The 25,820-nt window shown below is 65.2% G+C and carries 17 protein-coding genes; 6 read left to right on the top strand and 11 right to left on the bottom strand.

Annotated elements, in window-relative coordinates:
- Positions 1 to 201: 201 nt before the first annotated feature.
- Positions 202 to 465 carry a hypothetical protein gene (locus tag LRS08_RS07745; RefSeq protein ID WP_257844208.1) on the top strand — a complete coding sequence of 88 codons (264 nt, stop codon included), beginning with the start codon at positions 202 to 204 and terminating at the stop codon, positions 463 to 465.
- Between the two features lie 68 nt (positions 466 to 533).
- On the opposite strand, the gene LRS08_RS07740 is transcribed toward LRS08_RS07745, so the two are convergent.
- The 6 genes from LRS08_RS07740 to LRS08_RS07715 all read right to left on the bottom strand — a co-directional run bounded on the left by LRS08_RS07740 (position 534) and on the right by LRS08_RS07715 (position 13,635).
- A complete protein-coding gene (locus LRS08_RS07740) occupies positions 534 to 665 on the bottom strand; it encodes a hypothetical protein (RefSeq protein ID WP_257844210.1) in 132 nt (43 codons plus the stop codon).
- Positions 666 to 822: 157 nt separating this feature from the next.
- Positions 823 to 1,737 (bottom strand): hydrogen peroxide-inducible genes activator, encoded by a 915-nt coding sequence (locus LRS08_RS07735; protein ID WP_257844212.1) that lies wholly within the window; start codon positions 1,735 to 1,737, stop codon positions 823 to 825.
- 465 nt (positions 1,738 to 2,202) lie between these two features.
- Complete coding sequence (locus LRS08_RS07730) at positions 2,203 to 4,854, bottom strand: AAA family ATPase (protein ID WP_260481531.1); 2,652 nt, start codon at positions 4,852 to 4,854, stop codon at positions 2,203 to 2,205.
- Positions 4,851 to 5,978, bottom strand: a complete 1,128-nt coding sequence (locus tag LRS08_RS07725) for an exonuclease SbcCD subunit D (RefSeq protein ID WP_257844214.1) — start codon at positions 5,976 to 5,978, stop codon at positions 4,851 to 4,853. Before LRS08_RS07725 ends, LRS08_RS07730 begins: the two co-directional genes overlap by 4 nt.
- Entirely contained in the window at positions 5,975 to 11,929 is a 5,955-nt protein-coding gene (locus tag LRS08_RS07720) for a DUF3320 domain-containing protein (RefSeq protein ID WP_260481530.1), read from the bottom strand. Before LRS08_RS07720 ends, LRS08_RS07725 begins: the two co-directional genes overlap by 4 nt.
- 974 nt (positions 11,930 to 12,903) lie before the next feature.
- Positions 12,904 to 13,635, bottom strand: coding sequence for a hypothetical protein (locus tag LRS08_RS07715; RefSeq protein ID WP_257844216.1), 732 nt, complete (start codon positions 13,633 to 13,635; stop codon positions 12,904 to 12,906).
- Between the two features lie 838 nt (positions 13,636 to 14,473).
- Between LRS08_RS07715 and LRS08_RS07710 the strand changes: the two genes are divergently transcribed.
- Positions 14,474 to 15,100, top strand: a complete 627-nt coding sequence (locus tag LRS08_RS07710) for a response regulator (protein WP_260481529.1) — start codon at positions 14,474 to 14,476, stop codon at positions 15,098 to 15,100.
- Here the strand turns inward: LRS08_RS07710 and LRS08_RS07705 are convergent.
- Complete coding sequence (locus LRS08_RS07705; RefSeq protein WP_312026671.1) at positions 15,074 to 18,391, bottom strand: PAS-domain containing protein; 3,318 nt, start codon at positions 18,389 to 18,391, stop codon at positions 15,074 to 15,076. The two genes, LRS08_RS07710 and LRS08_RS07705, sit on opposite strands and share 27 nt — an antisense overlap.
- A gap of 248 nt (positions 18,392 to 18,639) precedes the next feature.
- Here LRS08_RS07705 and LRS08_RS07700 point away from each other — a divergent pair, with 248 nt between their 5' ends.
- The gene (locus LRS08_RS07700; RefSeq protein WP_260481528.1) at positions 18,640 to 19,359 is read left to right on the top strand and encodes an alpha/beta fold hydrolase; all 720 of its coding nucleotides are present in this window, start codon (positions 18,640 to 18,642) and stop codon (positions 19,357 to 19,359) included.
- Between the two features lie 51 nt (positions 19,360 to 19,410).
- Here LRS08_RS07700 and LRS08_RS07695 read toward each other — a convergent pair whose 3' ends face one another.
- Positions 19,411 to 20,310: a LysR family transcriptional regulator gene (locus LRS08_RS07695; RefSeq protein ID WP_257844218.1), complete on the bottom strand. Its 900-nt coding sequence runs from the start codon at positions 20,308 to 20,310 to the stop codon at positions 19,411 to 19,413.
- A gap of 104 nt (positions 20,311 to 20,414) precedes the next feature.
- Here LRS08_RS07695 and LRS08_RS07690 point away from each other — a divergent pair, with 104 nt between their 5' ends.
- From LRS08_RS07690 to LRS08_RS07680, 3 genes are read left to right on the top strand one after another with little or no spacing between them, the layout of a single operon-like run.
- Complete coding sequence (locus LRS08_RS07690; protein ID WP_260481527.1) at positions 20,415 to 21,317, top strand: VOC family protein; 903 nt, start codon at positions 20,415 to 20,417, stop codon at positions 21,315 to 21,317.
- Between the two features lie 3 nt (positions 21,318 to 21,320).
- The gene (locus LRS08_RS07685; protein WP_260481526.1) at positions 21,321 to 22,478 is read left to right on the top strand and encodes an alpha/beta hydrolase family protein; all 1,158 of its coding nucleotides are present in this window, start codon (positions 21,321 to 21,323) and stop codon (positions 22,476 to 22,478) included.
- Complete coding sequence (locus tag LRS08_RS07680; protein ID WP_257844219.1) at positions 22,478 to 23,428, top strand: fumarylacetoacetate hydrolase family protein; 951 nt, start codon at positions 22,478 to 22,480, stop codon at positions 23,426 to 23,428. Before LRS08_RS07685 ends, LRS08_RS07680 begins: the two co-directional genes overlap by 1 nt.
- Positions 23,429 to 23,603: 175 nt before the next feature.
- Here the strand turns inward: LRS08_RS07680 and LRS08_RS07675 are convergent, their stop codons facing one another.
- Genes LRS08_RS07675 through LRS08_RS07665 form a run of 3 tightly spaced genes read right to left on the bottom strand, consistent with a single transcriptional unit; the run spans position 23,604 to position 25,820 of the window.
- Entirely contained in the window at positions 23,604 to 24,377 is a 774-nt protein-coding gene (locus tag LRS08_RS07675) for an SDR family NAD(P)-dependent oxidoreductase (RefSeq protein ID WP_257844220.1), read from the bottom strand.
- A complete protein-coding gene (locus tag LRS08_RS07670; protein ID WP_257844222.1) occupies positions 24,364 to 25,257 on the bottom strand; it encodes an NAD-dependent epimerase/dehydratase family protein in 894 nt (297 codons plus the stop codon). The genes LRS08_RS07675 and LRS08_RS07670 overlap by 14 nt, the downstream gene beginning before the upstream one ends.
- Positions 25,257 to 25,820: a cupin domain-containing protein gene (locus tag LRS08_RS07665; RefSeq protein ID WP_257844223.1), complete on the bottom strand. Its 564-nt coding sequence runs from the start codon at positions 25,818 to 25,820 to the stop codon at positions 25,257 to 25,259. Before LRS08_RS07665 ends, LRS08_RS07670 begins: the two co-directional genes overlap by 1 nt.

Below are 25,820 nucleotides of genomic sequence, written 5' to 3'. Positions count from 1 at the left end.
CCAGCGCGATGCTTAGCTCGACTTCGAGCCCTGGCACCGATCACCGCAAAGCATCGCGGCAGAATTTGAATGGACAAGACGAGGCATTCAAACGCGGCGGCTTGCCGTCTCTATTGGCTTCATTCGGCGGTTCAATGCATTCCCATTTAGTCCAGCATTAATACTGGGACATTTGGCTGAAACTCACCTCGAGTAACCAGCTTGATTCTGAAATTCGTCGTGCCGCTGCCGCGCATCCTCTACACGATTGTGCACATCGTCGATTCTATTAGAGAGTTCCGGCGCGACGGCGTTGAGATGTTCGTTAGCTCGAGAGCGGATCTCGTTTTCGGCGGCGGCGGCTCGCTCGGAAATTTCGTTGCGGACCTGATCTTCTGCGGCCTGCTGGACATCGCACGCGGCGAGCGGGAGAAAGACAAGGATAAAAGCGAACTTCTTCAATCTGGGTCTCCGCTTGTTCCGTAGACACTTCAGTCTTTATGCTCTTGGGCCCGTACCGGTGCTAAGGCCCACCGGAATCCTCGCAATCGGATCTAGTCATCATCATTTTCATCAGCCTGAGAGCCCCGTTCCGTGCGATCGTCTTCATTGTTGTCACTCTGCGGGGCGTCGCAGGCCGACAAGGTGAGTAGTACAGCGGTTGCAGATGCGATGAAGAACTTCATTTTTTGCTCCTTAGCCCTGAAAACTCATGCAGCGAACTGAAACCGCTTTTCACCAAGCCGGCCACGCCAATTGCGCGCATGGCAATGACCCACTCGCTTAGGGCACGGCGGGCATGACAGCCATTCGATTGAAGGGACCTCCAGCGAAAGGTTTTTTCTATCGCAGGGGCGGCGCGGTCAGCAGCGAGGCCTCTTTCTGAATACGGCGAGCGATCATGAGGTACAGATCGCCGTAGGCGGCCCCGCAGCGCCACGCTGCGGCGATGCTCCTCGACTCCTTCCAGCCGGCGACATCGAGCACCCGCACGCCTGCGCCGCCACCGACCTCAGAGCGAATGTAGAATTCCGGCAATATCGCGAGGCCAAGCCCAGAGCCGGCCATTTGACGGAGGCTGTCCAAGCTGGTGCCTTCATAGTCGCGCAGCAGGATCATCTCATAGTCGGCGCAAAGGTCCGCAACCGTGCGGTGGAGGTGATGGCGGCGATCCAGGCTGAGGATTTCCGCTCCTTTGAGGTCGTGTTTCGTCACCCGCGATGCCTGCGCAAGCGGGTGATCAGGCGGCGCCACTAGGTACAGTTGCTCACGCAGCAGCGGCTCGATGACCAGATCGTCTCCCTGAATCGGCAGCGGCCCCAGCAGCATGTCGATCTGGCCGCGCGTCAATTCCAGCGCCTGTTCGTCCGGTATCCCTTCGCGGATATAGAGCCTGAGGTCGGGCTGCTCGCGATGGAGGGCAGCGACGATCGCCGGCATGAGATAAGGTCCCAGTGTGGGCGTGACTCCGAACCGGATGGTTCCCGCCCCGCCTTCAGCGGCGCGCGTGGCCAATGCACGGATGTCTTTCATTCCGATCAAGAGACGCCGGGCGCGATCGGCAATTTCCCTTCCGACAGGTGTGAGTTCGACGCTGCCGAGGCCCCGTTCGACCAGCGTGACGCCGAGCCGCTCCTCGAGAGCGCGAAGCTGTTGGCTCAACGTGGGCTGCGAAACGTGAGCTGCCTGCGCAGCCCGACCGAAATGTTTCAGATCCGAAACTGCGACAAGATACTCGAGTTGGCGAAAGGTCGGCATGCTAATCCTATAGCGACATTCTATCGCTTTCCGCGATTTCTCTCGCCTTGCCTACTAAGCCAGCGCGGGATCGTTGTGCGAGCCTGCCGTATGATCAGGGAGATCGACCTCCCGAACGGTCCCGGTTTCGGCCTAGTCATGTCCGCTAATGTGGACTCTCCGGCAGCCTAGAGCGTCCACGTTGGCAGCGATACCGACCGACTGGTCGCGTGGCTGCGACGGCGTCTCCTCTCAGAGCTGTCGTTGACAACGCGACCACCTCGGCGGGAATTAGTCGACGGCTTCCACCGGCAGCTCCCATTGTGGCGGCCGAACTTGCGCCTGGTAATTGGATCGATTGGTCCTCGTCGAATTATCAGCGGCGGCGCGGTTGTGGGGGTAGCGGCAACTGGTGGACCGCGGCGGCTCTATGGTAGTACGAGCGGCGACACATATTCGTTATTTTTATCCAGCGTGGGGCGCCAATCATGACCATTTTCCCGCGTTCATGCTGACGGCTGCCAATCCGTCATCTGCAATATATTTCCACCTAAGCGCTGAAACGCGCGTTGGCGGCAGGAAAAGACGATGATCTGCTGATCGCGCGCCTGGCGATGCAAGGCATCGAACATGCGCTCGATTCTGATCGTCGTCCGAATAGACAAGCGCATCGTCCAGGATGACCGGCGCCGGGCGCCCGTCGCGTGCGAGCAAGCGGGCGAACGCCAGCCGGGTGAGCACCGAGAGCTGTTCGCGCATACCGCCGCTCAGACGCTCGACATCCTCTTCCTGACCGCCGCGCACAATCTTCTGCGGCAACAGGGTGCGATCGTCGAAGCTGATCGTAACATCGTCGAACAACAGGCCGAGCAGCGGGCGCAGTTCGTTCATCACCGGCGTGAGATACAGGTCACGCGCCTCTGCCCTCGCCGTCTCAAGCGCCGCAGACAACCGCGAGAGCACCGCCACCTCCTGCGCAAACGCTGCCACCCGAGCTTCGGCCGCATTCAGCGCATCGACGGTCTGAAGCCAGTTTTCCTCGACGGCGTCGTCGGATCGAGCCGTGATCCGCGCATTCAGTCCCGCGATGGTCTCGCGCAATTGCTGGATCTCGCTCTCGGCGGCCTGCTCGACCGAACGAATCCGGCGCAACGCTGCCTCCGCGGCGTCGAAATCCTGCACAGCGGAGACCAACGCATCCACCTGTTCCTGCGCTTGTCCAAGCAGCGCCTCGCGCTCGGCAAAGCGGATGCCAAGCTCCTCGCCTCTCGCCTCGCGCGCATCTGATGGGCCCAGCACCGCAGCGCTCTGCTGCTCCCGCGCCTGCAACCGCGCCAGTGCCGTTTCCGCGCCAACGAATGCCGTTTCCGCCTGAGCGCGAACCGGTTCGGTCACGCGGATCGTCTGCGTTGCATCGCGTCGTCGTTGTTCCGCCGCTTCACAAGCGACGCGCGCCTCCTCCGGATCGGCCTTCAGTTCGATCGGCACCGGATCGACCGCCGCCAGCATCACCGCAGCCCCGCGCAACGCCTCCAGCCCATCCGGCGCAAGCACGGCGAGCTGCGCGCGCGCCTCGCTCGCCTGCGCCTCGATCCCTTGCGCGTGGACCTGCTGTTCGCGGGCCGCCGCCAGATCGGGCACCCCCATCGACGCGAGCAGCGCACGCCGCTGCGCCTCCACCGCGGCGAGCCGGCCGTCATCCTGATCGGCCCGGTTCGATCGCAGCGTGATCACCCCGACGCCCGGTGCGACGAGTTCGGCGTGACCGTCATAGCCGCGCTCCTCGCCATCCTCCAGCACGAGACCCTGCAGCGTGACGCTCTCCGCAGCGCCGTCGGCATAGGTGACGGTGACCGAAGGGCGCGCGGCATCCTGCACGGCGCGGATGCGGACGATTTCCACGTCGAGCCCGGCCAGCTCCTCGATCGCCCCCGCTGGCAGGCGCACCTGCGCGAGCCGCGCCTCACAGCCTTCGATCTTTGAGCGCGCTTCCTCGGCGCGGCGAAGACGATCCTCGACCTCGGTGCGCCGCTCGGCAGCATCGCGTGCGCGCGCTGCGGCATTCAGTGTGTCGAGCAAGGCGCGCGCTTCGGCTTCCTCCGCCTCTGCCTTCTCTGCTTGAGCCTGCGCCGCAGCGATTGCGGCGCTTGCCGCCTGGCGACGGCGGACCGCCTCGTCCCGCTGCGAATTCGCCGTGCGGCTCTCCTCGGCCACCTGCTGCGCTTCCGTCGACGCGGCGAGAAACTGTTGCTGCTCGCGTTCCGCCATATCCCGGCGTTCGCGTGCCAATCCGAGTTCGGCTTCCGCAGCCTTGAGCTTGTCAGCCTGCGCGCGAGCCGCATCCAAGGTGGCTTCGGCGGCAATCACTGCCTGGCGCCGCGCATCGCGCTCGTCCGCATTCTCCAGTTCGGCAAGCCGCTTCTGCGCCACGCCGCGCCGGTCAAGCTCATCGCGTAGCGCCGCAACTTCGTCCGCGAGCCGGCGCTCGTCCGCCGCCAGGCAATCGCGGAGCTCGATCGCAGCGGCGTAGCGCCCACCCGCCTTGGGGCGACCGGTTGCTGTCACTAATGCCCCGCTTTCCTCTGCGGCGGCAGCGATGATCTCGGCCATGCGCCGCCCGCCCGTCATTGCTTCGACTTCGCCCTGCACCGATTCGAGCAGACTGGTGCGCGCGAGCCGGTCGCTATCCTCCGCTGCGCGGCTCCGCTGTTCGATCCCGGTGATGCCCTGGCGCACCCAGAGCAGCCCAGCCGGCCCGCCGGCGCCGCCATGGATCAGGCCGGCGATGAAATTCTCCGCTTCGTCAGCCTGCGCAATCAGCCGACCACTGGCCATATCCGCAACTTTGGCGAACCTCCCGGTATAGAATTGCTTGGTGATGCGCAGCTGCTGGTCGCCAACTGCGATATCCGCCTCGATCAGCGGACTGCCGCCGCTATAGGGGCGCAAATTGCGGACATCGCCAGCGGTGCTCGAATGCGGCTGGAAGAACAGGCCGTGCAGCGCCTCGAAGCTGGTCGATTTGCCGAACTCATTGGCAGCACACAACACGTTCACGCCATCCCCAATCCCCTCGATCGCCACGCCGCGCCCGCCGAAGCGCTTGACGTTATGCAGGCGGAGGGCGGTAAGCTTCATGCCGACACCGCCTGGGCATAGCCATAGAGCCGCGCCAGCGCAGCCGCGGCGACACCGCGTTCCGCCGCAGAACGGCTGCTGTCCTCGCTTTCGGCGAGCAGGGCGTCGGCTGCCTCGCGCAACGCGCCAGCACGATCGATCCCATCCAGATCCTCCACCGCACACTCGGTCGCGAGATCCGCGTCGTCGAGCGCAAGCCACCCGAAATCGGGCGAAACCGCTTCCACCCCCGCTGCCAGAGCGGTGCGTGCCGCTAGTCCTGCGCGTCCGCTGGCCACGATCCGCGCGAGTGTCTGCCGACGATCGCGCAATTCAGGCAACAGCGCGGCCAATGCAGGGGCAGGATCGTCCTCGGCCAGCAAATGCAGGTCGAGCGTACGCCACACAAAGCTGGCGGTGGCGAGCGCAGTCGCCTGCGGCAGTGCGCCGGGTCCGGCGATCTCGATCAACAGCGCCTCTCCCGGACGGTCATGCTTGAACCGATCCTGTTCGGGCGTGCCGCTGTAGCGCGTGCGCGGATCGACTTCGATCGCACCGTGCCAGTCGCCGAGCGCCAGATAGTCGAGGCCAGCCCGGCGCGCACGATCAGGCGCGATCACTTCCGACGCGCCGGAGTCCTCCGAAAAACTCTGGATCGGGCCATGCGCCATGCCGATGCGAACTGCTCCCTCGGGGGTCCCCGCCCCGTCCATCCACGCACTCAAATCGCGTCCGGGGCGGCGCGTGGTGCACGGCGCCGGAAGCAGCACGGCCCCGGATGCCAGCTCCATCGGAGCAGCGTCGACCGCCAACACGACATTCTCGGGCGCTTCTCGCGTCAGTTGCGCCCACAATTCGCTCGCCTGGAGCGAGTCATGGTTGCCTGGCAGGATCACCCAGCGGATCGGCGCGTGATGCGCCATTTCGGTAAGCGCCTGGCGCCGCACATCGGCGGCTGGCGTCTCGGTATCGAACGTATCGCCGGCGAGCAGGATGGTGTCCGCCCCCTGTGACCGCGCATGTTCGGCGAGCCGACCAATCACCGCGTGACGCGCCTCGCGGAGCCTGCCGGGCAGGTCGCCGTCGAAATTGCCGAAGCGCTTGCCCAGATGCAGGTCGCTCGAATGGATGAAGCGGATGGTCATTCGGTGATGTTCTGCATTATCGGCGGCCCCGCGTCACCGCGCATCCGCGCGATCGCCTCGTCGAGCCGCGTGCGCGATCCCGCCGCGAGCCGTTCGACACCCAGCAACCGCGCCAGTTCGCGCGCGGGATCGGGCTCGTCGAGCAGTTCCGGATGCGCCTGAATCACCGCCGCCAGTTCGGCCAACGGGATATCCGGTATCCCGCGACGCGACTCCTCGTCCGCCGACATGCGGTATGGGACGGTTTCGGCTATCGCACCCCGCTTCCAGATGAACTCGCCGCTCGATTCCTGTGTTCGGTCGAAATCGCGCAGATGCATTTCGATGCGCTCGCGGATCTTGGAGCCGGTACGCAGCCAGCCATGTGCGCGCGCGATCCGCTGGTATAGGATATCGGTGCGCAGTGGGCTTTCGCTCTCGATCACCGCCGCGATCAGCGCCCGGAGCGTGTCGCGATAGGCAAAGTCGAAGAAGCGATCGGGATCGGTCGCGATACCGGACAGATCGGTCAGGCGATACGCCCCCTCCGCAGCAACGCCGGGCGATGCTTCCCCTTGCACGGTTGCGACCTGGGTTGGGGGCGCTTCGGCTGCGACCACTGCGCCTTCGGCGACGCCGGGCCCTGGGACCGTTTCGAAGGTCTCGACGACGTCATTGTCGACGATTGGCTCGATGCCCTCGGCTTCATGCCCGGCGTCCCAACGGACCGTGACGGCTGGCTCGGTTTCTGCGACGCGGCCGGCCTCCAGCAGCGCATCGAGCGCAGCATGCAGCCGCTCGATGCAGCCGGATGGGTCATACCACCAGTCGGTCGACCAGACGCGCAGGATATTCCAGCCCAGCCCGACCAGGACCTGCTCACGCACCTTGTCGCGATCGCGCGCGGTTGCGGCGCTGTGATAGGAGGCGCCGTCGCACTCGACACCGGCCAGATAGGCTCCGGGCAGATCGGGATGGCGAATGCCGAGGTCGATGCGAAATCCGGAAACGCCGACCTGCGGCACGACCTGCCAGCCGCGCCGCTCCAGCTGCTCGGCTACCGCTTCCTCGAACGGAGAATCGAAACCCCCGACCGACCCCATGGTCCGTGCCGGCAACGCGATCGTCCCGCGCTCGGCATAGTCGAGAAAGGTCTTGAGGTGATGGACCGCCATCGCCTTGGTGCGCGTCGAATCGATCTGGTCGGCGGTGAAGCCCGAAAACACGATCAGCTCCTGCCGCGCGCGCGTGACCGCCACGTTCAGCCGCCGCTCGCCACCGTCGCGATTGAGCGCGCCGAAATCCATCGTCAGCTTGCCCGCCGCATCCTTCCAGAAGGTGATCGAGAACAGGATGACATCGCGCTCGTCGCCCTGCACATTTTCAAGATTCTTGACGATCGTCGGCTCGATCCGCTCGTCGGCGAAAAACCATTCGAGCGCGGGCATTTCGCGCCGGGCTGCGTCGAGTAGGTCGAGGATCAATGATTGCTGCTGCGCATTGAAGGTGATGATCCCCAACGTCGGGCGGGTCTTTTCGGGCAGGTCGAGCCAGGTCCGCATCCGCGCCACGGCTTCGTCCGCAACGACCTGCGCCTCGATCCGGTTGGTCCGGCTCTTGCCACGGTCGTAAACTCCGTTCGGCACCTTGTGCAGCCTGACTGCGCGATCCTCGACTTGGGGCGACGGGAAGGTGACCAGCCGGTTCTGATAATAATGATAGTTCGAAAAGGCGATCAGCGATTCGCTGCGGCTGCGATAGTGCCAGCGCAAGTCGCGCACCGGAATGCCCGACGCCTTGGCTTCGTCGAGGATACTTTCGAGGTCGCGCTCGTGATCGGCGACCTCCTCCTCTTCCTCGTTGCGCCCGAAGAAGTTGGTCGGCGGCAATTGCTTGGGGTCGCCGACGATGATCGTCTGGCGTCCACGCGCGATTGCGCCCACCGCGTCCCAGGTCGTGATCTGCGAGGCTTCATCGAAGATCACCACATCGAACAATGCCTGATTAGGCGGGAAATATTGCGCGATCGACAGCGGCGACATCAGCATGCACGGTGCCAGCTTCGAGAAGCTCTCGGGCATCTTGCCGATCAGGTCGCGGATCGACTGGCTGGGGCGTTGCAACTCCATCTGATAGCGCAGCAGGCCCAGTTCGGAATTGCGCGGCACTGACTGCACCGGCGGAAGCCCGTGCGCGATGGCGCTGATCACCCGCCCGGTTGCATGGCTGCGAACCAGATCGTCAATCTCACGAAACTCGACGATGGCGTTGTCATGGCTGAAGCGGCGGAAGTCGCGCAGCACCGGATCGCCATCCAGCACCGAGGGCAACCACCACCGCGCATAACCCAGGCGGAACGCCGCCTGGGTCTGGTCCGGGGCCACGCCCCCATCTTCCAGGCGGGCGACCAGCCCTTCCAGCCCTGCCGCGATGGCGCGGTTGCGCACGCGGCACCATGCCGACCAATCGCGCAGCAGGTGGCGCGACTCCGCCAACGCCCCAAGCGTATCGCCCAGCGCGGTCAGCGCGTGTGGCCCGCTGTCGACTGTCACGCGGCGCCCTGCGCTGCTGGCAAAGCGGTCCCGCGCCGTGTCGAATACCCGCGTGGCCGCGAGCAGCTTGGCGCCCGCCTGCCAGATCCAGCCCGTTTCATCGCGATCCCGCAACGCAGCGGCGATGCGCTGCGCCACAGCGTCGCGATCCTGTCCGTCTAGCTTCACGGCAGCGCGGAGCTTGCCCGCGCGGGCGAGCAGGTCGGCGATCGCCACAGCGTCGGTGTCGAGGCCCGCTATCGGCAAAGGTCGATCGGTGAGAGGCGTACCGTCAATCACTGCCAGCTGCGCCTTCATCCGGCGCAGGTTGGGCAAGTCCTTTTCCGGTCGCGGCTCGCCACTTGTCGCGTAGCCCTGCAACAGCCGCGCGACCTTGCGCCGACCCAGCGCTGACAACGGCCAGAATGAGGCGCTCGCCTCGCGCCACTGGCGCTCCAGTGCCTCGGGATCCAGATCTCGCACGGCAGCGGGCTCGAACGTTGCGGCAAGCCCGTGCTCGGCACCGCGATAATCGGCGATCGCTGCCTCCAGCGCAGACAGGTCGCCCGCCCAGCGCGCAAAGTCGGGATCGAACGCGATCGACAGGTCGCGTCCGCGGGCACCCTCCATCGCTTCGGCGAGCTTCGACAGCGCGACGATTTCGGCCTCGCCCGGCCGATCCGCCGCCTCAATGCCGAGCGCGGACCGATAGCCGTCAAGCGCGCCTTCGAGCAATTCGCTCGCATTGCGCAACGACGCCCCCGCCGCGAGCGCTTCGTCCTGGCGTGCCGCGCTCCATTCCTCGATGTCTACCAGATCGAGCGCCGGCCGATGCTCGACCGACCCGAAGACCTTCCCGAGTTCGTCCGCCAGTTCCTCCAGCGCGGCCAGCGTCTGCGCGTCTTGCACCTGCCCCGGTTGCCAGCCGAGTTCCGGCGCGGGTGCGTCCGCGGCCCGTAGCGCGATGCCGAGCGCGAGATAGGGCGTCCAACCATTGGGATAGCGCTTGTGCAGCGCTGCGACATAACCGTTCAGCATATCGCGCCGCACCCGCAGCCGCTCGTTCACCGCGATCCATTGCGCCGGATCACCGCTCCCCCCATGCTCCCATGCGGACTTGAGCTGCGCCAGAAAATGGCGCCGATCGGCTTTGTTCGAATGCAGCTCGATGCAGTGATCGCCCAGGCCGTGCTCGCGCAGCCGACGATAGACCACGTCGAGCGCAGCCGTCTTCTCGGCGACGAACAGCACGGTCTTCCCCACCGCCAGGCAGTTGGCGATCATATTGGCGATCGTCTGGCTCTTGCCCGTGCCGGGCGGACCAACAATCACGAAATCGCGTCCCTCCGCCGCAGCCAGGCTTGCGGCAGTTTGCGACGAATCCGACGGCAACAGGCAGATGATGTCCACCGGCGCATAGATGCGGTCGAGCTCGGCTTCGTCATGAAAGGCCACCTGCCCCTCCTCACCGGAGAAGGGGTGTTCGGGCGTATCGATGAGATGTCGCACCACGCGATTCTCGCGAAGCGCATCGGTCCGTTCGACCAGATCCTTCCACATCAAGAACTTAGCGAAGCTGAAGGTCGACAGCGCGGTCTCGTCGAGCACTTCCATTCCCGGCACGTCGCGCACGGCGTGACGCATCATCGCATGAATCCGCGTCACATCGATACCGCTATCGTCGGTGGGCAGCGCGCCGGCGAACTGCGGCAGCTTCAAATCGAACTCGCGCTCCAGGAACTGCAACAGCGTCGCGTTGAAGCGCGGCTCGTCCTCGTGGAAGCGCAGGCGGAAGGGCGCGCTCGCGCTGCGCCGCTCAAGCTTGACCGGCACCAGCAGCAGCGGTGCGCGATAGCTGCGTGAGTCTTCGGGCTTTTTCTTCCAGCGCAGAAAGCCCACCGCGAGGAACAGTGTGTTCGCGCCGCCCTCGGCAAAATCGTTGCGGACCTGGCGATGCAGGTCAATCAGCCGCGCCTCCAACAGCGCTTGTTCGAGCGGCGACGGCAATTCATCGCGCGCCAGCGCTTCCGCCGCGAAACCGCGTTGGATATCGCGCCCATGCACCTCGCGGTACAGCCCAGCATCGCGCTCGCCGAGCGGGTTCTGATGGGGCAGCGAGACGATCTGGATCGCCGCGCCATCGGCCAGCCGATCCTCGAGATAGGCCACGTCCGTGCACAGAAACGGGATCGTCTTCTTGGTGTCCGGGAAGTTGAGCAGCCGGTTGCGCAACGTCAGATCGAGCAGCTTGCGTTGCCAGCGATCAATCCGTCCGGCGGCATTGGTCGGCTTTTCCTCAACCGGCACGACTGCCAGCTCATTGAAAGAAGGCGCCGCGGGCAGGGACAGTTCGGCTACCGCCGCCGCATCATCCGCATCCACATCCGCAGGGGCCCGCAGCTCGTGCGAGGCGAGCGGTGTGATCCCGCCGCTGCGCGCGCGCCGCACGTCGATTGCCGCGACAAAGCCGTGCGCGTCTTCCTCCCCCAGTCGGTAATCCAGCGCGCGCTGCGCCGCGTCGAGCGCCATCGCTGGTCGATGCGTCACGCCTGTGGTCTCGAACACGATCAGTTCGTGCGAGGCAAGCGCCTTGCGCACTTCCATCGCATCGGTCTCGATCGTATTCGCCAGCGTCCGCTTGACCAGCCATACGCCGACTGCGGCATGTCCCTCGAACATAAGGATGACGGGGTATAGGCCCGCCCCTTCCAGCGCCGCCGCGAACAGCAGCGTGGTGTCGAGGCAGGTGCCCAGTCGCTCCTCGGCAATCGTCGCCGGGCGGCGCACCTTCTGTCCGCGAGCCTCGAAGCTGGCGGGCGGCTCGGCATAATGCACTCCCATGGCAGCGATCGCCGAATAGATCGCCGCACACAGCATGTACGCGCGCTGCGGGTCACCCGACTGATAGCCATCCAGCCCGCTGGCATGGCCATGCGCCGCCAGCCGCTCTGCCGCGGTGCGCAGAATACGCGCGACCGCGGGTTCGTTCGGCATTACGAACGCGGGAAGCAGTTGCGCCATGTCGGCGACCCCGCCCCATTCGTCGCGCGCCAGCAGGCGAACGGCGAAGCGCTGCTCGTCGAGCAGCGTGTCGCCAGCGATAAGCCGCAGCGTGATCTCGCCGCGCTCGGCCTCGTTCAGGCCGGAAAGATAGTCGGCGTCGAGCTCGACCTTGCGGTCGCCGAGCGGCAGGCTGTCACCCGGCGCAAGCCTGTCGATCATCCAGGTCTTAGGCCGCAAAAAGGCGGGGGACGCAGTCAGCTCCAGTCGGCAGTTTTCATGGCGCTGGCCCGGTTCGTTGTCGATTCGGATCGAACGAAGTACGGGGATCGCGTTCTGATAGGAAGCGTAAGTGAAACTGCCCGCAACATCGGCGACTATCGCCGGATGGCGCCCCTCTCCTGTCTCCGACCCTGCCGCATCATCGTTGAAAATCTGCATGGCATCCCCCTTGATGGACAGGATAGCGACGCATTACCAAGTTAAAAAGAATGAACTGCGCACGAATTTTCGGCCGTTATGGTCTGTTCCGGCGCGCGCCAGACGTTCCCGCTGCTTGACCCAGCTGTAAAACGATTGCTTCAAGCAGCATCGCTCGACAATTAAGTTTGAGAGCATGCGGAGAACAAAGGCCAACGCGATATCCGCAAAACTCTACGGTGATGGCGGCGCAACCAGGGTGTCGCAAGCCTGCCTTTGACCTTACCGAAATCTGTCATCCAACAACGCCAGCGACGCCCTGGAAAACATTCAGGGGACTTCCAGTTCATGTTGAGTCTGCGACGCGCCGGACGTCAAGCTCGACGACGTTCGCGTTCTGCTTTCTCAAGGCGTGCCGATTTGTCAGCTGTGCTGGAGCTCTGAGCGGTCACAGGTAACATCATAAACGAGTGGCTGAAGTTTGGAAATCGCAAGGGCGGCCTGAATGACCGACTGTGGGTCCTTTGCGACTCGAGGCTTAGTTGAACGAAGGTCCGCTTTCACAGCTGCTGCTCTTGAAACCGGCCAGTCTGCAATCGGCCCAGTAGCTGCCGGGCCGTCTCAGTACAAACTGCCAGTCTGCAATGCGCTCGAAAATCCGTCATTCAGCCTGCCGATCGTGCCACTACAACCTGTCGCGACAGTATTATTATGCGACGGCTCTTCTCAATCGCCCTATTGATTCATTTTGACCGGCGCCGCGTCGAGAACGCGTCACCAACTTGGGTTATTGCCCGACCGGCATTTGCGTCATCTTAAGCGCAAACCTGGAGAGATGCGGCATGTCCCTTTGTCAGCAAATGGACGCGGTCCGCAAATCCCGAGCATGGAGCTCTGAAAGCGATCATTCGCGGGCAGCATGGCAGCTATTAGCGCGCTCAATCGAGCATTTTTTACAATTGCAGCGCGCATGGGATTAAAATAATAGTAGCACGTCAAAATATTATGTCGCGTTCATCGCGACTAGCCGTGACTTGATACGCCTTCTTGATATCTTCGATCTGCATCAGAAAGTTGTTCAGATCGGAGTCTGGGTGGGGCACAAAATACCGGACCGTTCGATCATTCAGCACGACGACATCGCAGATTGCGTCGATCCGACGCAGATCCCGGATCAGGTCTCCAATCTGATCGGGTTCTACCCGAAGATACTCAGACATCTTGCGACCCAGGTAGTTCGAGCCGCGCACCACGCGTCCTGGGGAATCGGGAACCACAATCAAAACCTCATCGACTCGGCATATCTCAATGGCGTTCTGCAGACTCGTTGCCCACTCCTTCGCGGTTACACGCGCCTCGGCTCGCTCGACTATCGCTAGCGCGCGTTCATAGCTCGGTTCTGGGGTCGTCGGCACCGCACTGGCGGAACTGCCAGAATTGAGCATCTGCAACGCTGCGAGAGGTAGGGCGATCAAAGTTGCCACCTCGCCTGGCGAGGTGCGCCGCTCGTTGAGCCACTCAACCGTCGCAATCCACATTGTGGTCAGAGACCCCTGCTGTGCGGAGAGCAGTTCAAGCTCGATCCGCACCTCATATCCGCCGGTAGCTGCTAGTTCTTCCGCCATGCGCGTGAAGGTCGAGGTAACACCACCGATGAAAGCGGCTGGAAGTGTGAGCCGCGGCTCATCTAAGCGCCGGAATTGAAACGTGACAGCGTCGTTAATCATCTCGGTCTCACCTCTTGGGGTGCATGATGGGAAATTGCTCGCGGCGCGTCCAGGATTAACGGCAGCAGAGGGAGTTCTAACTTCATTGGCCTGCTCGATTAGCTAAAGTCGGGAATGTTGGCAGTGATGCTACTTTGGATTTTGGCCGTGTTTGCGTCGCCAACATGAGGAGCCAGATCAGTTCATGGAACTAAGTTTGGAGGTCCGCAGAAGGGATGCGACCTGCTCGCGTTCATCGTGTGCTTAGCAAAACGGATTTTTTAATCTGCGCCTCAACTCCGGACCGGCTATCCCAGTCTCCCCGGTCGATCGCTTGGCCAACAGGAGCGGTCACCTTTAGAGCCCCGAACCAGCGCGAGCGTCCGACCGTAGCGATCCCATGCGCTTGATGCGAACATTACCGATCAATGTGGCCTTGGGAAGCGCTGAGATGCCCTTGGGTCGTATGGCGCGCATTTGCGGCCCGCACCTCCTCCTCCGCTGTCGTGGTTGTGGCGTTTTCTATTCATGACGAGTCCGAAGCCGGCTTTATGGCCAATATTATGACGAAACACTTGAAAGACATAATTTCTCTTTAGATTCAGAAAAATTTGGCAGCCTCCCGCTCCGCCATTCGTCTCTCTTTCACGGGCGTGCGATTTGCCCGCAGTCCTGAACGGCAATGCTCGCGGGCACCTTGGCGTCCGTGTCGTCACGTCCCCATTGCGACCGAATGGCTGGCTGATAAGTGTTCGACTTCGGGGTCGGACCCGGAGTCCGCGACCGGGGGAGTGTTGACGAGAGTGCCTATCGGAATTCAGCGCTTGGACGGCTCCATGCTTCACTTGGCGATTCTGTCGTGAGCGGGTCGGTCCTGATCGCGGACGATCACCCGCTGTTCCGCCAGGCGCTGAAGCTGGCGATCGAGCGGATCATGCCGGGCGCGCGCATCGTCGAGGCCGGCACGCTGGCGACCGCTGCCGCGGCCGCCGCATCGACGCAGGAGCTGCGCCTGATCCTGCTCGACCTCAAAATGCCCGGCGCGGTCGGCTATTCGGGTATTGCGTTGCTGCACGCCGAATGCCCCGATGTTCCGATTCTGGTCGTATCGAGTGCCGGAGCCGAAGCGGCGGGGGAGGCGCGCGCGTTTGGCGCGGTCGGCTATCTTCACAAAGGGTGCGACCTCGCCACGATCGAGGATGCGATCGCTCGCGCGCTCAACCATGTCGCACCGGTCGAACAACCGCCCGGTGTCCAGCCGGCAGATCAGGTCCGCAGGACGGTTGCCGGTTTCACTCCGATGCAGCTCAAGGTTTTGCTCGCGGTGCTCGATGGACAATTGAACAAACAGATCGCCCACCGCCTCGATATCAGCGAGGCGACGGTGAAGGTTCACATGACAGCGATCATGCGCAAGCTGGACGTGCGAACGCGGACCCAGGCGGCGCTGGTGGCGCGCTCACTCGGGATCGATTCGCGCGACTGAGGCGCCGCGCAGGAACGCATCGATCGCGTCGGGGGTCGCGGGCTTGGCGAGCATCTCGACGCCCAACGCTGCAGCCCGGGCGCACAGTTCCGCGCCGGACTCTGCGGTAACCAACAGAATCGGTAGTCCCGACCGGCGCGCGCGCAAGGCCGGGATGAGGGCCAGACCGGTTTGTGCGTCGCCAAGCTGATAATCGACCAGCGCAGCGTCTGCGCGCTCCACCATCTCGAGCGCTTCGTTCGCGTCGCGCGCACCCATGCCACGATGGCCCAATGCCGCGAGCAGCGCGAGGCTGGCCGCGACGATGCGGGAATCGTCATCGACGACAAGGACGGTGAGCGCACGCGACGGCCCGTCAGGCTCCGTTACCGCTGCCGGGTCATGCGCCGGGACGCCGTCGGCGGCAGGCAGGGTCAGAATGAACCGGCTGCCGCGACCCGGGCGCGACCGGACGTCCAGCCGGCCGCCGATCAGCGGCAGGATCCGTCGCACCAGCGCCAGGCCCAGCCCGAGCCCCTCCGCCTCGACCATGCCCAGCCGGGTGAACTCGGCGAAGATCAGGGGGATCTGCGCTTCCTCCAGGCCGACCCCGGTATCGACGATATCGATGCGCCAGTCGCCGCCACGGCGGCGCACCCCGACCAGCACGCCGCCCGCAGGAGTATAGCGCAGTGCGTTGCCGACAATGTTCTGCAACACCGATCGGAGCAGCCCGACGTCGCACCGCACCGCGCCGCGCAACGCGACGGCGTCCAGACGCAATCCCTGCGCCGCCGCCGTCGGACGGAGATTCGCGAGCAGATCCGACAAGAAGGGAGCAAGCGCGATCGCGACCGGCTCTGGCGTGACCCCACCCGCGTCGAGTCGGCTGATATCGAGCAGCGAGCGCAGCAGGTCCTCGGCTGCCAGCAGCGAGCCTTCGATCTGTCCCACCAGGCCCTGTTGCGTCGGTGACACGTCCCGGGCGAGCGCGCCGGTAAACAATCGCGCGGCGTGAAGCGGCTGAAGCAGGTCATGGCTGGCCGCCGCCAGGAAGCGCGTCTTGTCGCGGTCCGCCAGCGCGAGCCGCTGGTTGGCGGCGCTCAACTCGCTGGTGCGCTGATCGACCCTGCGCTCCAGCTCCTCCAGCGTCGTGCGCAATTCGGCCTGCGCGCGTGCTTCGGCGCTAATATCGGTGAACGACATGACATAGCCGCCGCCCGGCATCGGGCCGCCAACGGTCTTGATCGTCTTGCCGTCGTGACGGCGGCGCTCGAAGCTGTGCGGCTGACCGTTGCGCAGGTGATCCAGCCGCTTCTCGACATGATAGTCGATCTCGCCCGGTCCGAAATCGCCATGGCGGGCATTGTGGCGGATCAGGTCGGCGACCGGTGCGCCGACATAGACCATGTCGGACGGATAATCGAACAGCTCGAGATAGCGGCTGTTCCACGCGACCAGGTTCAGGTCGGCGTCGACAACGCTGATCCCGGCATCGATATTCTCGAACGTCGATGCGAGCAGCTTGCGCGAGAATTGCAGGCTGGCCCCGCCTTCGTCGAGCAGCCGTGCGACATCCTGGAGGCTCATGCGGTTGCCGGCGAGCGCCGACGCGACGAGCGCGCGTGCGGAGGAAGCGCCGACCACCTGCGCAATCAGCGCGCGCGCACGGCGCGCCGATCGCCGATCGACCGGTGCCATCGGGTCCATGTCGTCAAAGGCGCGATCCGCGCGCTCATGGCCGACAAAGCTACCGGTCAGTGCGATAAGGTCGCGCTGGTTGCTGATTGCGCGCTCGGCTCCGAACAGGCGGGGCAATTGTGGCGCATGGATGCCGCGTGCTGCCACTGCCGCATAGACGAGGAGATTGGCGCCGACGCTCCAGATCACGCCATGCGTCAGCGGAGAGGCGGAGCCGATACCAAGAAGGTTGACCGGGTCAGCCAGTCCACCCGTCAGTCCTGCAATCCAGTACGCGGGCAGCACCGGCGGCAACGCCAGCGTGTAGAGCCACAGCAGGAACCCGGTCGCCAGGCTCGCCCGCGCGGCTAGCGGGTCGCGATCCTTCCCGGTCGCGGCGAGCATCAGATGCGGCACGAATTGCGCCATCGCGGCAAAGGCGATCAGCCCGATCGAGGCAAGCGAATCCTGCGACGAGACCAGTAGCGCCCATCCGAGGCCAAGCGCCATGATCGCGAGGATCGTGAGGCGGCGGAGCGTCAGCATCCGCTCACCCATCGCGCCCGATGCGGCGGCGGAGGCGAGGCCGCGCCGCCGCACCAGTGTCGGAAACAGCAGGTCGTTCGAGACCATCGTCGCCAGCGCGGTCGAATCGACGATCGCCATCGACGCAGCCGCGCTCACCCCGCCCAGCAGGGCGGCGATCACCACCCAATATTGGCCCTGCTCGGCGGGCAGTTCGAGGACGTACCAGTCGACCGGGACATCGGGTTGCAGCGAGATCACCCCGGCCAGCGCGATCGGCAAGACAACCAGCGCCATGACCGCCAGATAGGAAGCCAGGCCAAAGCGGGCGTGGACGAAATCGTCGGGCTGCCGCGCCTCGACCAGGCCCATATAGAATTGGCGGGGCAGGACGATGATCGCCGGCATCGCGATCAGGAAGATCACCGCGACTTCGATCGAGATTCGATCGGTGCTAAAGCTCTGCTGGAACCGCTCCAGCCCACGGCTCAGCGTTGCCGGATCGCTATTGGCGATCACCGCCACCGCGATCCCGGCGACGAGCAGAAGGGCGACAAGCTTGATGACCGATTCGAGCGCGATCGCATAGAGCAGCCCTTCGCTGCGTCCGGCGAGTTCGAACTTGCGCGCGCCGAACAGCGCCGCAAACAGCGCGAGCACCGGCGCCGCGACCAGCATCGTCTGGGTGGCGACATCCGCACCCGACACGATCGAAAAGGCGGCCCCGATCGAGCGGAGTTGCAGCGCAATGTACGGAATCGTTCCGAACAGGGCGATGGTGGTCACCAGCCGGGCGACGACGATGTCGTGGCGAAACCGTGCGGCGATAAAGTCCGACACGGTCGTCGCCCGCTCCTCCGCGACCGAGTAAGCCAGACGTCTGAGCAGGCGCGGCGCGACCAGCAGCAACAGGATCGGCGCGGCATAGATCGGCAGATAGCTCCACCCGTCACGCACCGCGCTGCCGACCGCGCCGTAAAAGGTCCAGCTGGTGCAATAGACGCCCAGCGCGAGCGTGTAGGCACGGCGACGCAGATGCGGGCGCACGACGTCCGACTTGCGCTCGACCAACGCCGCGACGGCAAACATCAGGAGAACCAGCGCCAACGCAAAGAAAGTGGAGAGGCTGAGGCTCACAGTGACTCCGCAGAGCAATTGGGGGCGAGCAGATGTCCCGCCCGAGCGGCTCGACCTTGGCAGCACTAGGCAGTCTGGCCGGCTGTGCGCAATCGCATTCGTCGCAGGTCGGCGCTTTGTCCCGGGGTGAATGCGCGCCGCCTGCTCGGGCTCGTCATCTGGCGCGGCGACCCGAATGGGCCTAGGCGCAGTCCCGGCGAAACGGTCAGGGGGAATGCGTGGACGAGGACGTGCTGATCTTGCCGGGGTTGATGTGCGACGCGGCCATGTTCGTGGAAACGTTGAAGCAGGTTCCGCGATCGCACGTGATCGATGATCACTATGGCGGCGCCGACCGGATCGATCAGATGGCGGCGCACGTTCTAGCCGCTGCGCCCGACCGGTTCGCCTTGATCGGTCATTCGATGGGCGCGCGGGTCGCGCTCGAAATCGTCGCGCGGGAACCCGATCGCGTTACCCGATTGATGCTTGCCGATACGGGCGTCCATGGCGTCCGTCCGGGAGAGATGGAAAACCGCTATGCCTTGCGCGATCTCGGTCGCCGCGAAGGCTTCGACCGGCTGGTCGATGCCTGGCTTCCCCCGATGGTGGGTGATGCGGCACGCGGCGACCCGGTGCTGATGGATGCGTTGCGCGCCATGTGCCGGCGTGCCGGGCAGAAGGTGTTCGAGGCGCAGACCGAGGCACTGTTGCACCGCCCTGAAACCGGCCTGGTGCTGCAGGCACTGACCTGTCCGGTCAGCGTGGTCGTCGGGGCCGAGGACCGATGGTCACCGCCTGCCCAACATCGCGAGATTGCGGCGGGCATCGCCGGCGCGCAGTTTCATGTGCTGGACGGTGCGGGGCACATGGCGCCCGCCGAAAAGCCGGATGAATTCAACGCATTGGTTCGCGGGTGGCGCGCGCTTCCGACTAAAGCAACCCGCCCGGCTCCCTGAGGGAGCGGTCAGCGGCAGTCTGGACGCGCGTCGCGCCGGTCGACCTGCACATCAGCGCGTCGAGTCGCGGATCAGGTCGATCAGCCAGCGCAGGCCCGGATCGTTGCTGCGCGTAACATGATATTGCGCCATCTCGACCAAGGGCGGGATCGGCAGCGGGGGTGCCACGGCCACCAGCGGAAAGTTGCGCGCCATCTGCGCCGCCAGCCGTCCCTGGATCAGCGCCAGCCAGTCCGTATCCTGCAACAGCCACGGCAGCATGCCGAAATTGGGCGCGATCATCGCGATGCGGCGCTGGATGCCCATGCGGTCGAGAAAGGCGTCGCCGAAGCTTGGCAGTCGCTCGTCGCCGATCGCGACATGGACATGGTCATAGGCCAGCATCGCCGCCAGCGTGGTCTCGCCGCCGAGTGCCGGGTGGCCCGCACGCCCAACGAGGTGATAGGCGTCCTCGAACAGCGGCTCCGACGGCAGTTCGGGGGTCAGATATTCGCGCAGCGTGATGAGCAGGTCGATCCCGCCGCTTTCGAGCAGTTCGATCCGGCGCGGGCTGGGCAGCAGCAGTTCGATCCGCACGCCGGGCGCGGTCGCGGACAGGCGGGTGACGATCGGGAACAGGATCGACGTCGCGATGTAATCCGATGTCATGATCCGGAACGTCCGGTTGGTCGTCGCGGGATCGAAATGGCGCGAGGTGGCAATCACCCCCTCCATCGTCTCCAGCGCCTGTCGCACCTGCGGCAGCAGTGTCTCGGCGAAGGGGGTGGGATACATGCGCTTGTTGCGCGCGATCAGCAGCTCGTCGCCGAAATAGCTGCGCAGCCGGGCCAGCGCGTTGCTCATCGCCGGCTGGCTGAGGTTAAGCCGCTCCGCCGCGCGCGACACGCTGCGGTCGCTCATCAGCGCCTCGAACGCGACGATCAGGTTGAGGTCCAGTCCCTTGAAGCGCATCGGCCATCCATTTTTTGCATGAATGCTAATGGATAAAAACAATCACTTTTTCAATGAAGATCGATGCCGCTAGGGCGGGGACAACCACGATTGGAGCAGGATGCATGAGCAAGGTAAGCGAGATCCGCTATGTCGGATATGCCGTCACGGCGCTGGAGGAAGAGCGCGCCTTTTACGCCGATGTCTGGGGGCTGGAGGCGGTCCCGTCGGACGATGGCATGGTCTATTTCAAGGCACAGGGGCACGACGAGCATCATGTCGTCCGGCTGCGCGCGGCGGATACCAAGCGGATCGATGTGATCGCGCTGGCGGCGGAAAGTCGCGCCGATGTCGATGCGCTGCACGCCAAGGTTGCAGCGGCCGGCTGCCGGATCATCCATGCCCCGCGCGATCTGACTGCGCCGGGCGGCGGCTATGGCTTCCGCTTCTTCTCCCCCGATGGCCTGCCGTTCGAGATTTCGAGCGATGTCGCGCGCGGATCGAGCCGCGAGATGCAGCGCTGGGACGGCGTGCCGCAGAAGATCAGCCATATCGTGCTCCACTCGCCCGACCATCAGGCGATGGTGAAATTCTTTGTCGACGTGCTCGGCTTCCGCGTCAGCGACTGGCTGGGCGACTTCATGTGCTTCCTGCGCTGCAACAGCGCGCATCACCGTATCGCGATCCTGCCCGGGCCGGCCTGCCTCAACCATGTCGCCTATGACATGCTGACCGTGGACGACATGATGCGCGGGATCAGCCGCCTGCGGAAGAAGGGCACCGATATCCGCTGGGGCCCGGGGCGGCATACGGCGGGCAACAACACCTTCAGCTATTTCACCACGCCGAGCGGCTTTGCGGTCGAATATACTTCGGAGCTGGAAGAGGTCGATTTCGAGAATCATGTCGACAAGGTGCACGTCCCGGGACCGCAGATCATGGACCAATGGGGCGTCGGCGTCGGCGGCCCGCAGACCATGCCGCATCCCGAGCCCGATGCGGGCCTGTTCCAGGCGGCGGAGGTCTGATCGATGGCACTCTTCGAATATTTCCCGAACTATATCTGGAACCTGTCGGTCGCCATCGCGCTGGAGAGCGGCGGGCGGATCGGCGAGATCGTCGATATGTGCCAGCCGATCCGCGACGCCGCCGCGTCGGGTTCGGATGCCGGCACGCCGCAATTCATGGCCAAATGGGTCGAGATGGGCGACAAGCTGATCGGCCTGGCGGACGAGGATGAGGCCGCGGGGCGCGGCTTCTCCGCCTCCGACAAGCTGGAACGTGCGTCGCTCTATTTGCTCGTCGCCGAGCGGATGCAGGGCCATGGCCATCCCGGCCGCGCCGAAACCTATGCGCGCGCGCTCGACACCTTTGCGCGCTCGACCCGGCTGGGTTCGATCAACCGCGAGCGTGTGGAAATCCCGCTGACCACCGGCACCATGCCCGCGCTCTGCACCCGCGCCGAGGGGCCGGGGCCGCATCCGGTGGTGGTCTACTGCAACGGTCTCGATAGCTGCAAGGAGCTGCTCTACTGGTCCCGCCTGCCCGAGGCGCTGGCCAAGCGTGGCATCTCGACCCTGTGCGTCGATCAGCCGGGCACCGGTGAAGCGCTGCGCCTGCAGAACCTCCCCGTCGATCCGCACAGCGAAAACTGGGCGAGCAAGGCGATCGACTGGCTCGAAACCCAGCCCGACGTCGACCCCAAGCGCATCGGCATGACCGGCATCTCGCTCGGCGGCCATTTCGCGCCGCGCGCCGTCGCCTATGAACCGCGTTTCGCCAGCGGCGCATGCTGGGGCGCGAACCACAATTGGGCCGAGGTACAGCAGAAGCGGCTGAAGCGCGAAGGCGAGAATCCGGTCCCGCATTACTGGGCGCACGTGATTTGGGCGTTCGGCGCCAAGGACATGGACGACTTCCTCGCCAAGGCGGAGGATATGAACCTCAACGGCCATATGGGCGGGGTGCGCGTCCCCTTCCTCGTCACCCATGGCGCCAAGGACCGGCAGATCAGCGTCGATTATGCGCAGGATTGCTACGACCAGCTGGTCAACTCGCCGCGCCGCGAACTCAAGCTGTTCACCGAGCGCGAAGGCGGGGTCGAGCATGTCGGGGCCGACAATATGAGCTTTGGCCGCGACTATATCGCCGACTGGTTTGCCGAGACGCTCGGCGGAAAGCTGTCCTGATGCGCCTCGCGACATTGCGGCGCGGCGGGCGCGACGGGACGTTGGTGGCGGTTAGCCGCGACGGTGCGCGCGTCGCGCCGGTCGCGGGCTATGCGACGCTTCAGGCCGCGCTCGACGATTGGGATGCGGCCCAGGGCGCGCTGGCCACTGCGGCTGAAACGGCGGAGAGCGGCGAGGCGGTCCAGCCGGACGATTTCGCCGCGCCGCTGCCGCGCGCGTGGCAGTGGCTCGACGGGTCGGCCTTTGCCAATCACGGCGCGCTGATGCAGCTCGCGTTCGGCCATGCGCCGATCGAGACCGATCTGCCGCTGATGTATCAGGGGATGAGCCATCAGTTCATCGCGCCGACCGCCGACGTGCCGCTGCCCAGCGAAGCCGATGGCATCGATTTCGAGGGAGAGTTCGGCGTCATCACCGGCGATGTGCCGATCGGGTGCAGCGCCGCCGACGCGCTGGCTCATGTCCGGCTGGTGGTGCTGATCAACGATTGGTCGCTGCGCGCGATTGCGATCCCCGAGATGAAGACCGGCTTTGGCTGGGTGCAGGCCAAGCCCGCATGCAGCGTCGCGCCGTTCGCGGTGACGCCCGACGCGCTGGGCGATGCCTGGCGCGACGGTCGCGTCCATCTGCCGCTGACGGTCGAGGTCGATGGCAAGTGGTTCGGCAACCCCAATGGCGCTGCGATGGGCTATGGTTTCCACGAGCTGATCGCGCACGCCGCACGGACCCGCTCGCTGCCCGCCGGCACGATCATCGGATCGGGCACGGTGTCGAACGCGGAGCATGAGACGGTCGGATCGACCTGCATGTCCGAACGCCGCGCGATCGAGATGATCGCTCACGGCGCACCGCAGACGCCGTTCCTGTCGTTCGGCAGCCGTGTGTCGATGCGGGCGGGGGAGGGCGCATCACCGTTCGGCGCGATCGATCAGCGGGTGGTGAAGGGGTAGCTCCGATCCTGTGAACTCCCCTCCCTGAAAGGGAGGGGCAGGGGTGAGTTTAGCGGCCAGCGAGGCTCGATGCCTCGCTGGCCGCTTTTTTTCGCGCTGTCTGTTGGAGTCTCTTCGGCGCGCAGACGCGCGCACCCACCCCGCCCCCTCCCTTTCAGGGAGGGGGGATTGGCACCTAACTCCCGTCCGAAATCAGCGTCCCGCCATCGACCACGACGGTTTGACCGGTGGTGAACCCGCCCGCGTCGCTGGCGAGGTAGAGCGCGGTCGCCGCGACCTCGTCCGGTGATCCGGCGCGACGCAGCGGGGTCATGCCCAGCCGCCGCGCGGCGCGCTCCGGGCTCGACAGGATCGCGCCCGCCCAGTCGGTCTCGATCAGCCCCGGCGCAATGGCGTTGGCGCGCACCCCCGACGGCCCCCATTCGACCGCCAGGTTGCGCGCGAGCTGCGCCAGCGCCGCCTTGGTCATCCCGTAATGCCCCAGCATCGCATTGCCGCGCAGCCCGGCGATGCTCGACAGCAGCACGATACTGCCCCGCCCGCGCGCCGCCATCGCCGGGGCGATGCGGCTGGTGAGGCGCAGAGGGTGGAGCAGGTTGATCGCATAGAGCCGCTCGCGCGCGTCCTCGGTCATCGCGTGCATTGGCGACGCCTGTCCCGCGATCCCGGCGTTGCAGACAAGAATGTCGATGCCGTCGGTCCGGGCCTCGGCCTGCTGCGCGAGCCGGTCGAGCGCGGCGGCATCGCCGACATCGGTGGGGATGGAGATGCCGCCTAGCTCCACCGCCAACGCATCGCACGCCGCGGCATCCAGATCGGCCAGCACCAGCCGCGCTCCGGCTCCGGCGAACAGGTGCGCGATCGCCAGTCCGATCCCACGTACCGGCCCGGTGACCAGCGCGGTGCGTCCGTCGAGGCGAAAGGCGGCCAGGGGGTCAGAGGTCGCCAATCACCGTCTCCACCAACTTCGTCAGATTGCCGTCATGCCGGAACCCGAGCGCGTCGGCGCGCGGCGTTACGAGCTGCGGGTAGCTGCCGAAGGTCGCGCGGGTCGCGGGAACCTCTTCAAACCGGATCCCCGATACGTCGCCGTGGCGCCCAAGCTCTGCGACAAGATTGCCGACTGTCACGCGCAGCGCGGGCAGCGTCACCGCCGTCTGTTCGGTCCGCTCGCCCAGTGCCGCCGCAACCAGGTTGGCGGCGCAGCAGCGCACCGACATCAGCCAGCTGGTCGCATCGGGCGCGACTGGCACCCGCAGCACCTTCCCTGCCAGAGCGGAATGAAACATGCCGCTCAGAAATGCCGAGCCGAAACCACCGGCCGCAGCCGGTCGCGCGACGATGCCGGGCAGGCGCAGCGCGAAGCCGGTCACGGCCCCGCGCCGCACCGCGTCGCCAAAGGCCAGCTCGACCATGCGCTTGTGCGTGCCATAGACGCTGGTCGGCGTCGGCACTGTCGCCTCGTCCACCGGATCGGGCAGCACGCCGCCGAACACCGCGATCGACCCGGCGATGACCAGCCGCCGCCCGCGCATCGCCTCGATCAGCGCGAGCGGCATGTCGAGATTGACCGCGCGCGACGCGGCGGGATCATGCTCCGCAGCACCGCCGGGCAGGGCCGCGAGGTGGAGCACCGCATCGACCCGCTTGGCGGTCAGCGCGGCGATCACCGTCGGGTCGGTCAGGTCGCCTTCAAGCGTTTCATGCCCGTCGAACCCCGCCACCTCGCGGTCGGCGAGCAGCAGGTCGACCCCCGGATGTTGCGCAGCAAGCTGCCGCACGACCGACCGGCCGACGAACCCCGCCGCGCCGGTGATCGCCAGCCGCATTACTTCAGCTCGGGCGCGAATTCGCCGTCGATCAGGATGAAGGCGATCCGGCAATTGGCGTTGGAGCGGTTGGACCAGCCATGGTTGGTGCCGCGCTGGATCACGATGTCGCCCGCGCGCACGGTGGTCTCGCCCTCGTCCATGATCAGGACCAGTTCACCCTCCAGCACGATGCCGTAATCGATCGTCTCGGTGCGGTGCATCAGCGCGTGGCGGCTGCCTTCGCCATGATGCGCCGACGCATCGCCCGCGCCGATTTCGGCGAAATGCGCCTGCGCCTCTTCGGGTGACATGGTGCGGATCTCGTCGCTCTCGGGCGGGATGTCGAGCACGCGGATGCGGGTGCCGCCCTTGGGCGGGGCGAGCTTGATGCCGTCCTCATGCGGCTCGCCCGAAGCGGCGTCGATCAGCACCGGAGTCGACTGGGTGTTCCAGATTTCGTGGAACATCGGCCCCGACGGCCCGCCGATCTGCTGCACACGCGGGGCGGCGCCATCCTCCTGGATGATCGCGCGGCCGCTGGCATCGTGGCCGGTGACGACGCGACGTACTGGCTTGGTCAT

The organism is Sphingomonas sp. J315 (assembly GCF_024666595.1).
Taxonomy (GTDB): domain Bacteria; phylum Pseudomonadota; class Alphaproteobacteria; order Sphingomonadales; family Sphingomonadaceae; genus Sphingomonas.
The sequence above is the reverse complement of the archived record's forward strand: the minus strand, read 5'-3'. Positions and strand labels throughout refer to the sequence as shown.

Bases quoted from the DNA above. Each gene is read 5' to 3' on its own strand.
- LRS08_RS07695 (WP_257844218.1), bottom strand. From the start codon at position 20,310: ATGCGCTTCAAGGGACTGGACCTCAACCTGATCGTCGCGTTCGAGGCG.
- LRS08_RS07740 (WP_257844210.1), bottom strand. From the start codon at position 665: ATGAAGTTCTTCATCGCATCTGCAACCGCTGTACTACTCACCTTGTCG.
- LRS08_RS07720 (WP_260481530.1), bottom strand. From the start codon at position 11,929: ATGCAGATTTTCAACGATGATGCGGCAGGGTCGGAGACAGGAGAGGGG.
- LRS08_RS07730 (WP_260481531.1), bottom strand. From the start codon at position 4,854: ATGAAGCTTACCGCCCTCCGCCTGCATAACGTCAAGCGCTTCGGCGGG.
- LRS08_RS07715 (WP_257844216.1), bottom strand. From the start codon at position 13,635: ATGATTAACGACGCTGTCACGTTTCAATTCCGGCGCTTAGATGAGCCG.
- LRS08_RS07665 (WP_257844223.1), bottom strand. From the start codon at position 25,820: ATGACCAAGCCAGTACGTCGCGTCGTCACCGGCCACGATGCCAGCGGC.
- LRS08_RS07735 (WP_257844212.1), bottom strand. From the start codon at position 1,737: ATGCCGACCTTTCGCCAACTCGAGTATCTTGTCGCAGTTTCGGATCTG.
- LRS08_RS07690 (WP_260481527.1), top strand. From the start codon at position 20,415: ATGAGCAAGGTAAGCGAGATCCGCTATGTCGGATATGCCGTCACGGCG.
- LRS08_RS07685 (WP_260481526.1), top strand. From the start codon at position 21,321: ATGGCACTCTTCGAATATTTCCCGAACTATATCTGGAACCTGTCGGTC.
- LRS08_RS07680 (WP_257844219.1), top strand. From the start codon at position 22,478: ATGCGCCTCGCGACATTGCGGCGCGGCGGGCGCGACGGGACGTTGGTG.
- LRS08_RS07725 (WP_257844214.1), bottom strand. From the start codon at position 5,978: ATGACCATCCGCTTCATCCATTCGAGCGACCTGCATCTGGGCAAGCGC.
- LRS08_RS07670 (WP_257844222.1), bottom strand. From the start codon at position 25,257: ATGCGGCTGGCGATCACCGGCGCGGCGGGGTTCGTCGGCCGGTCGGTC.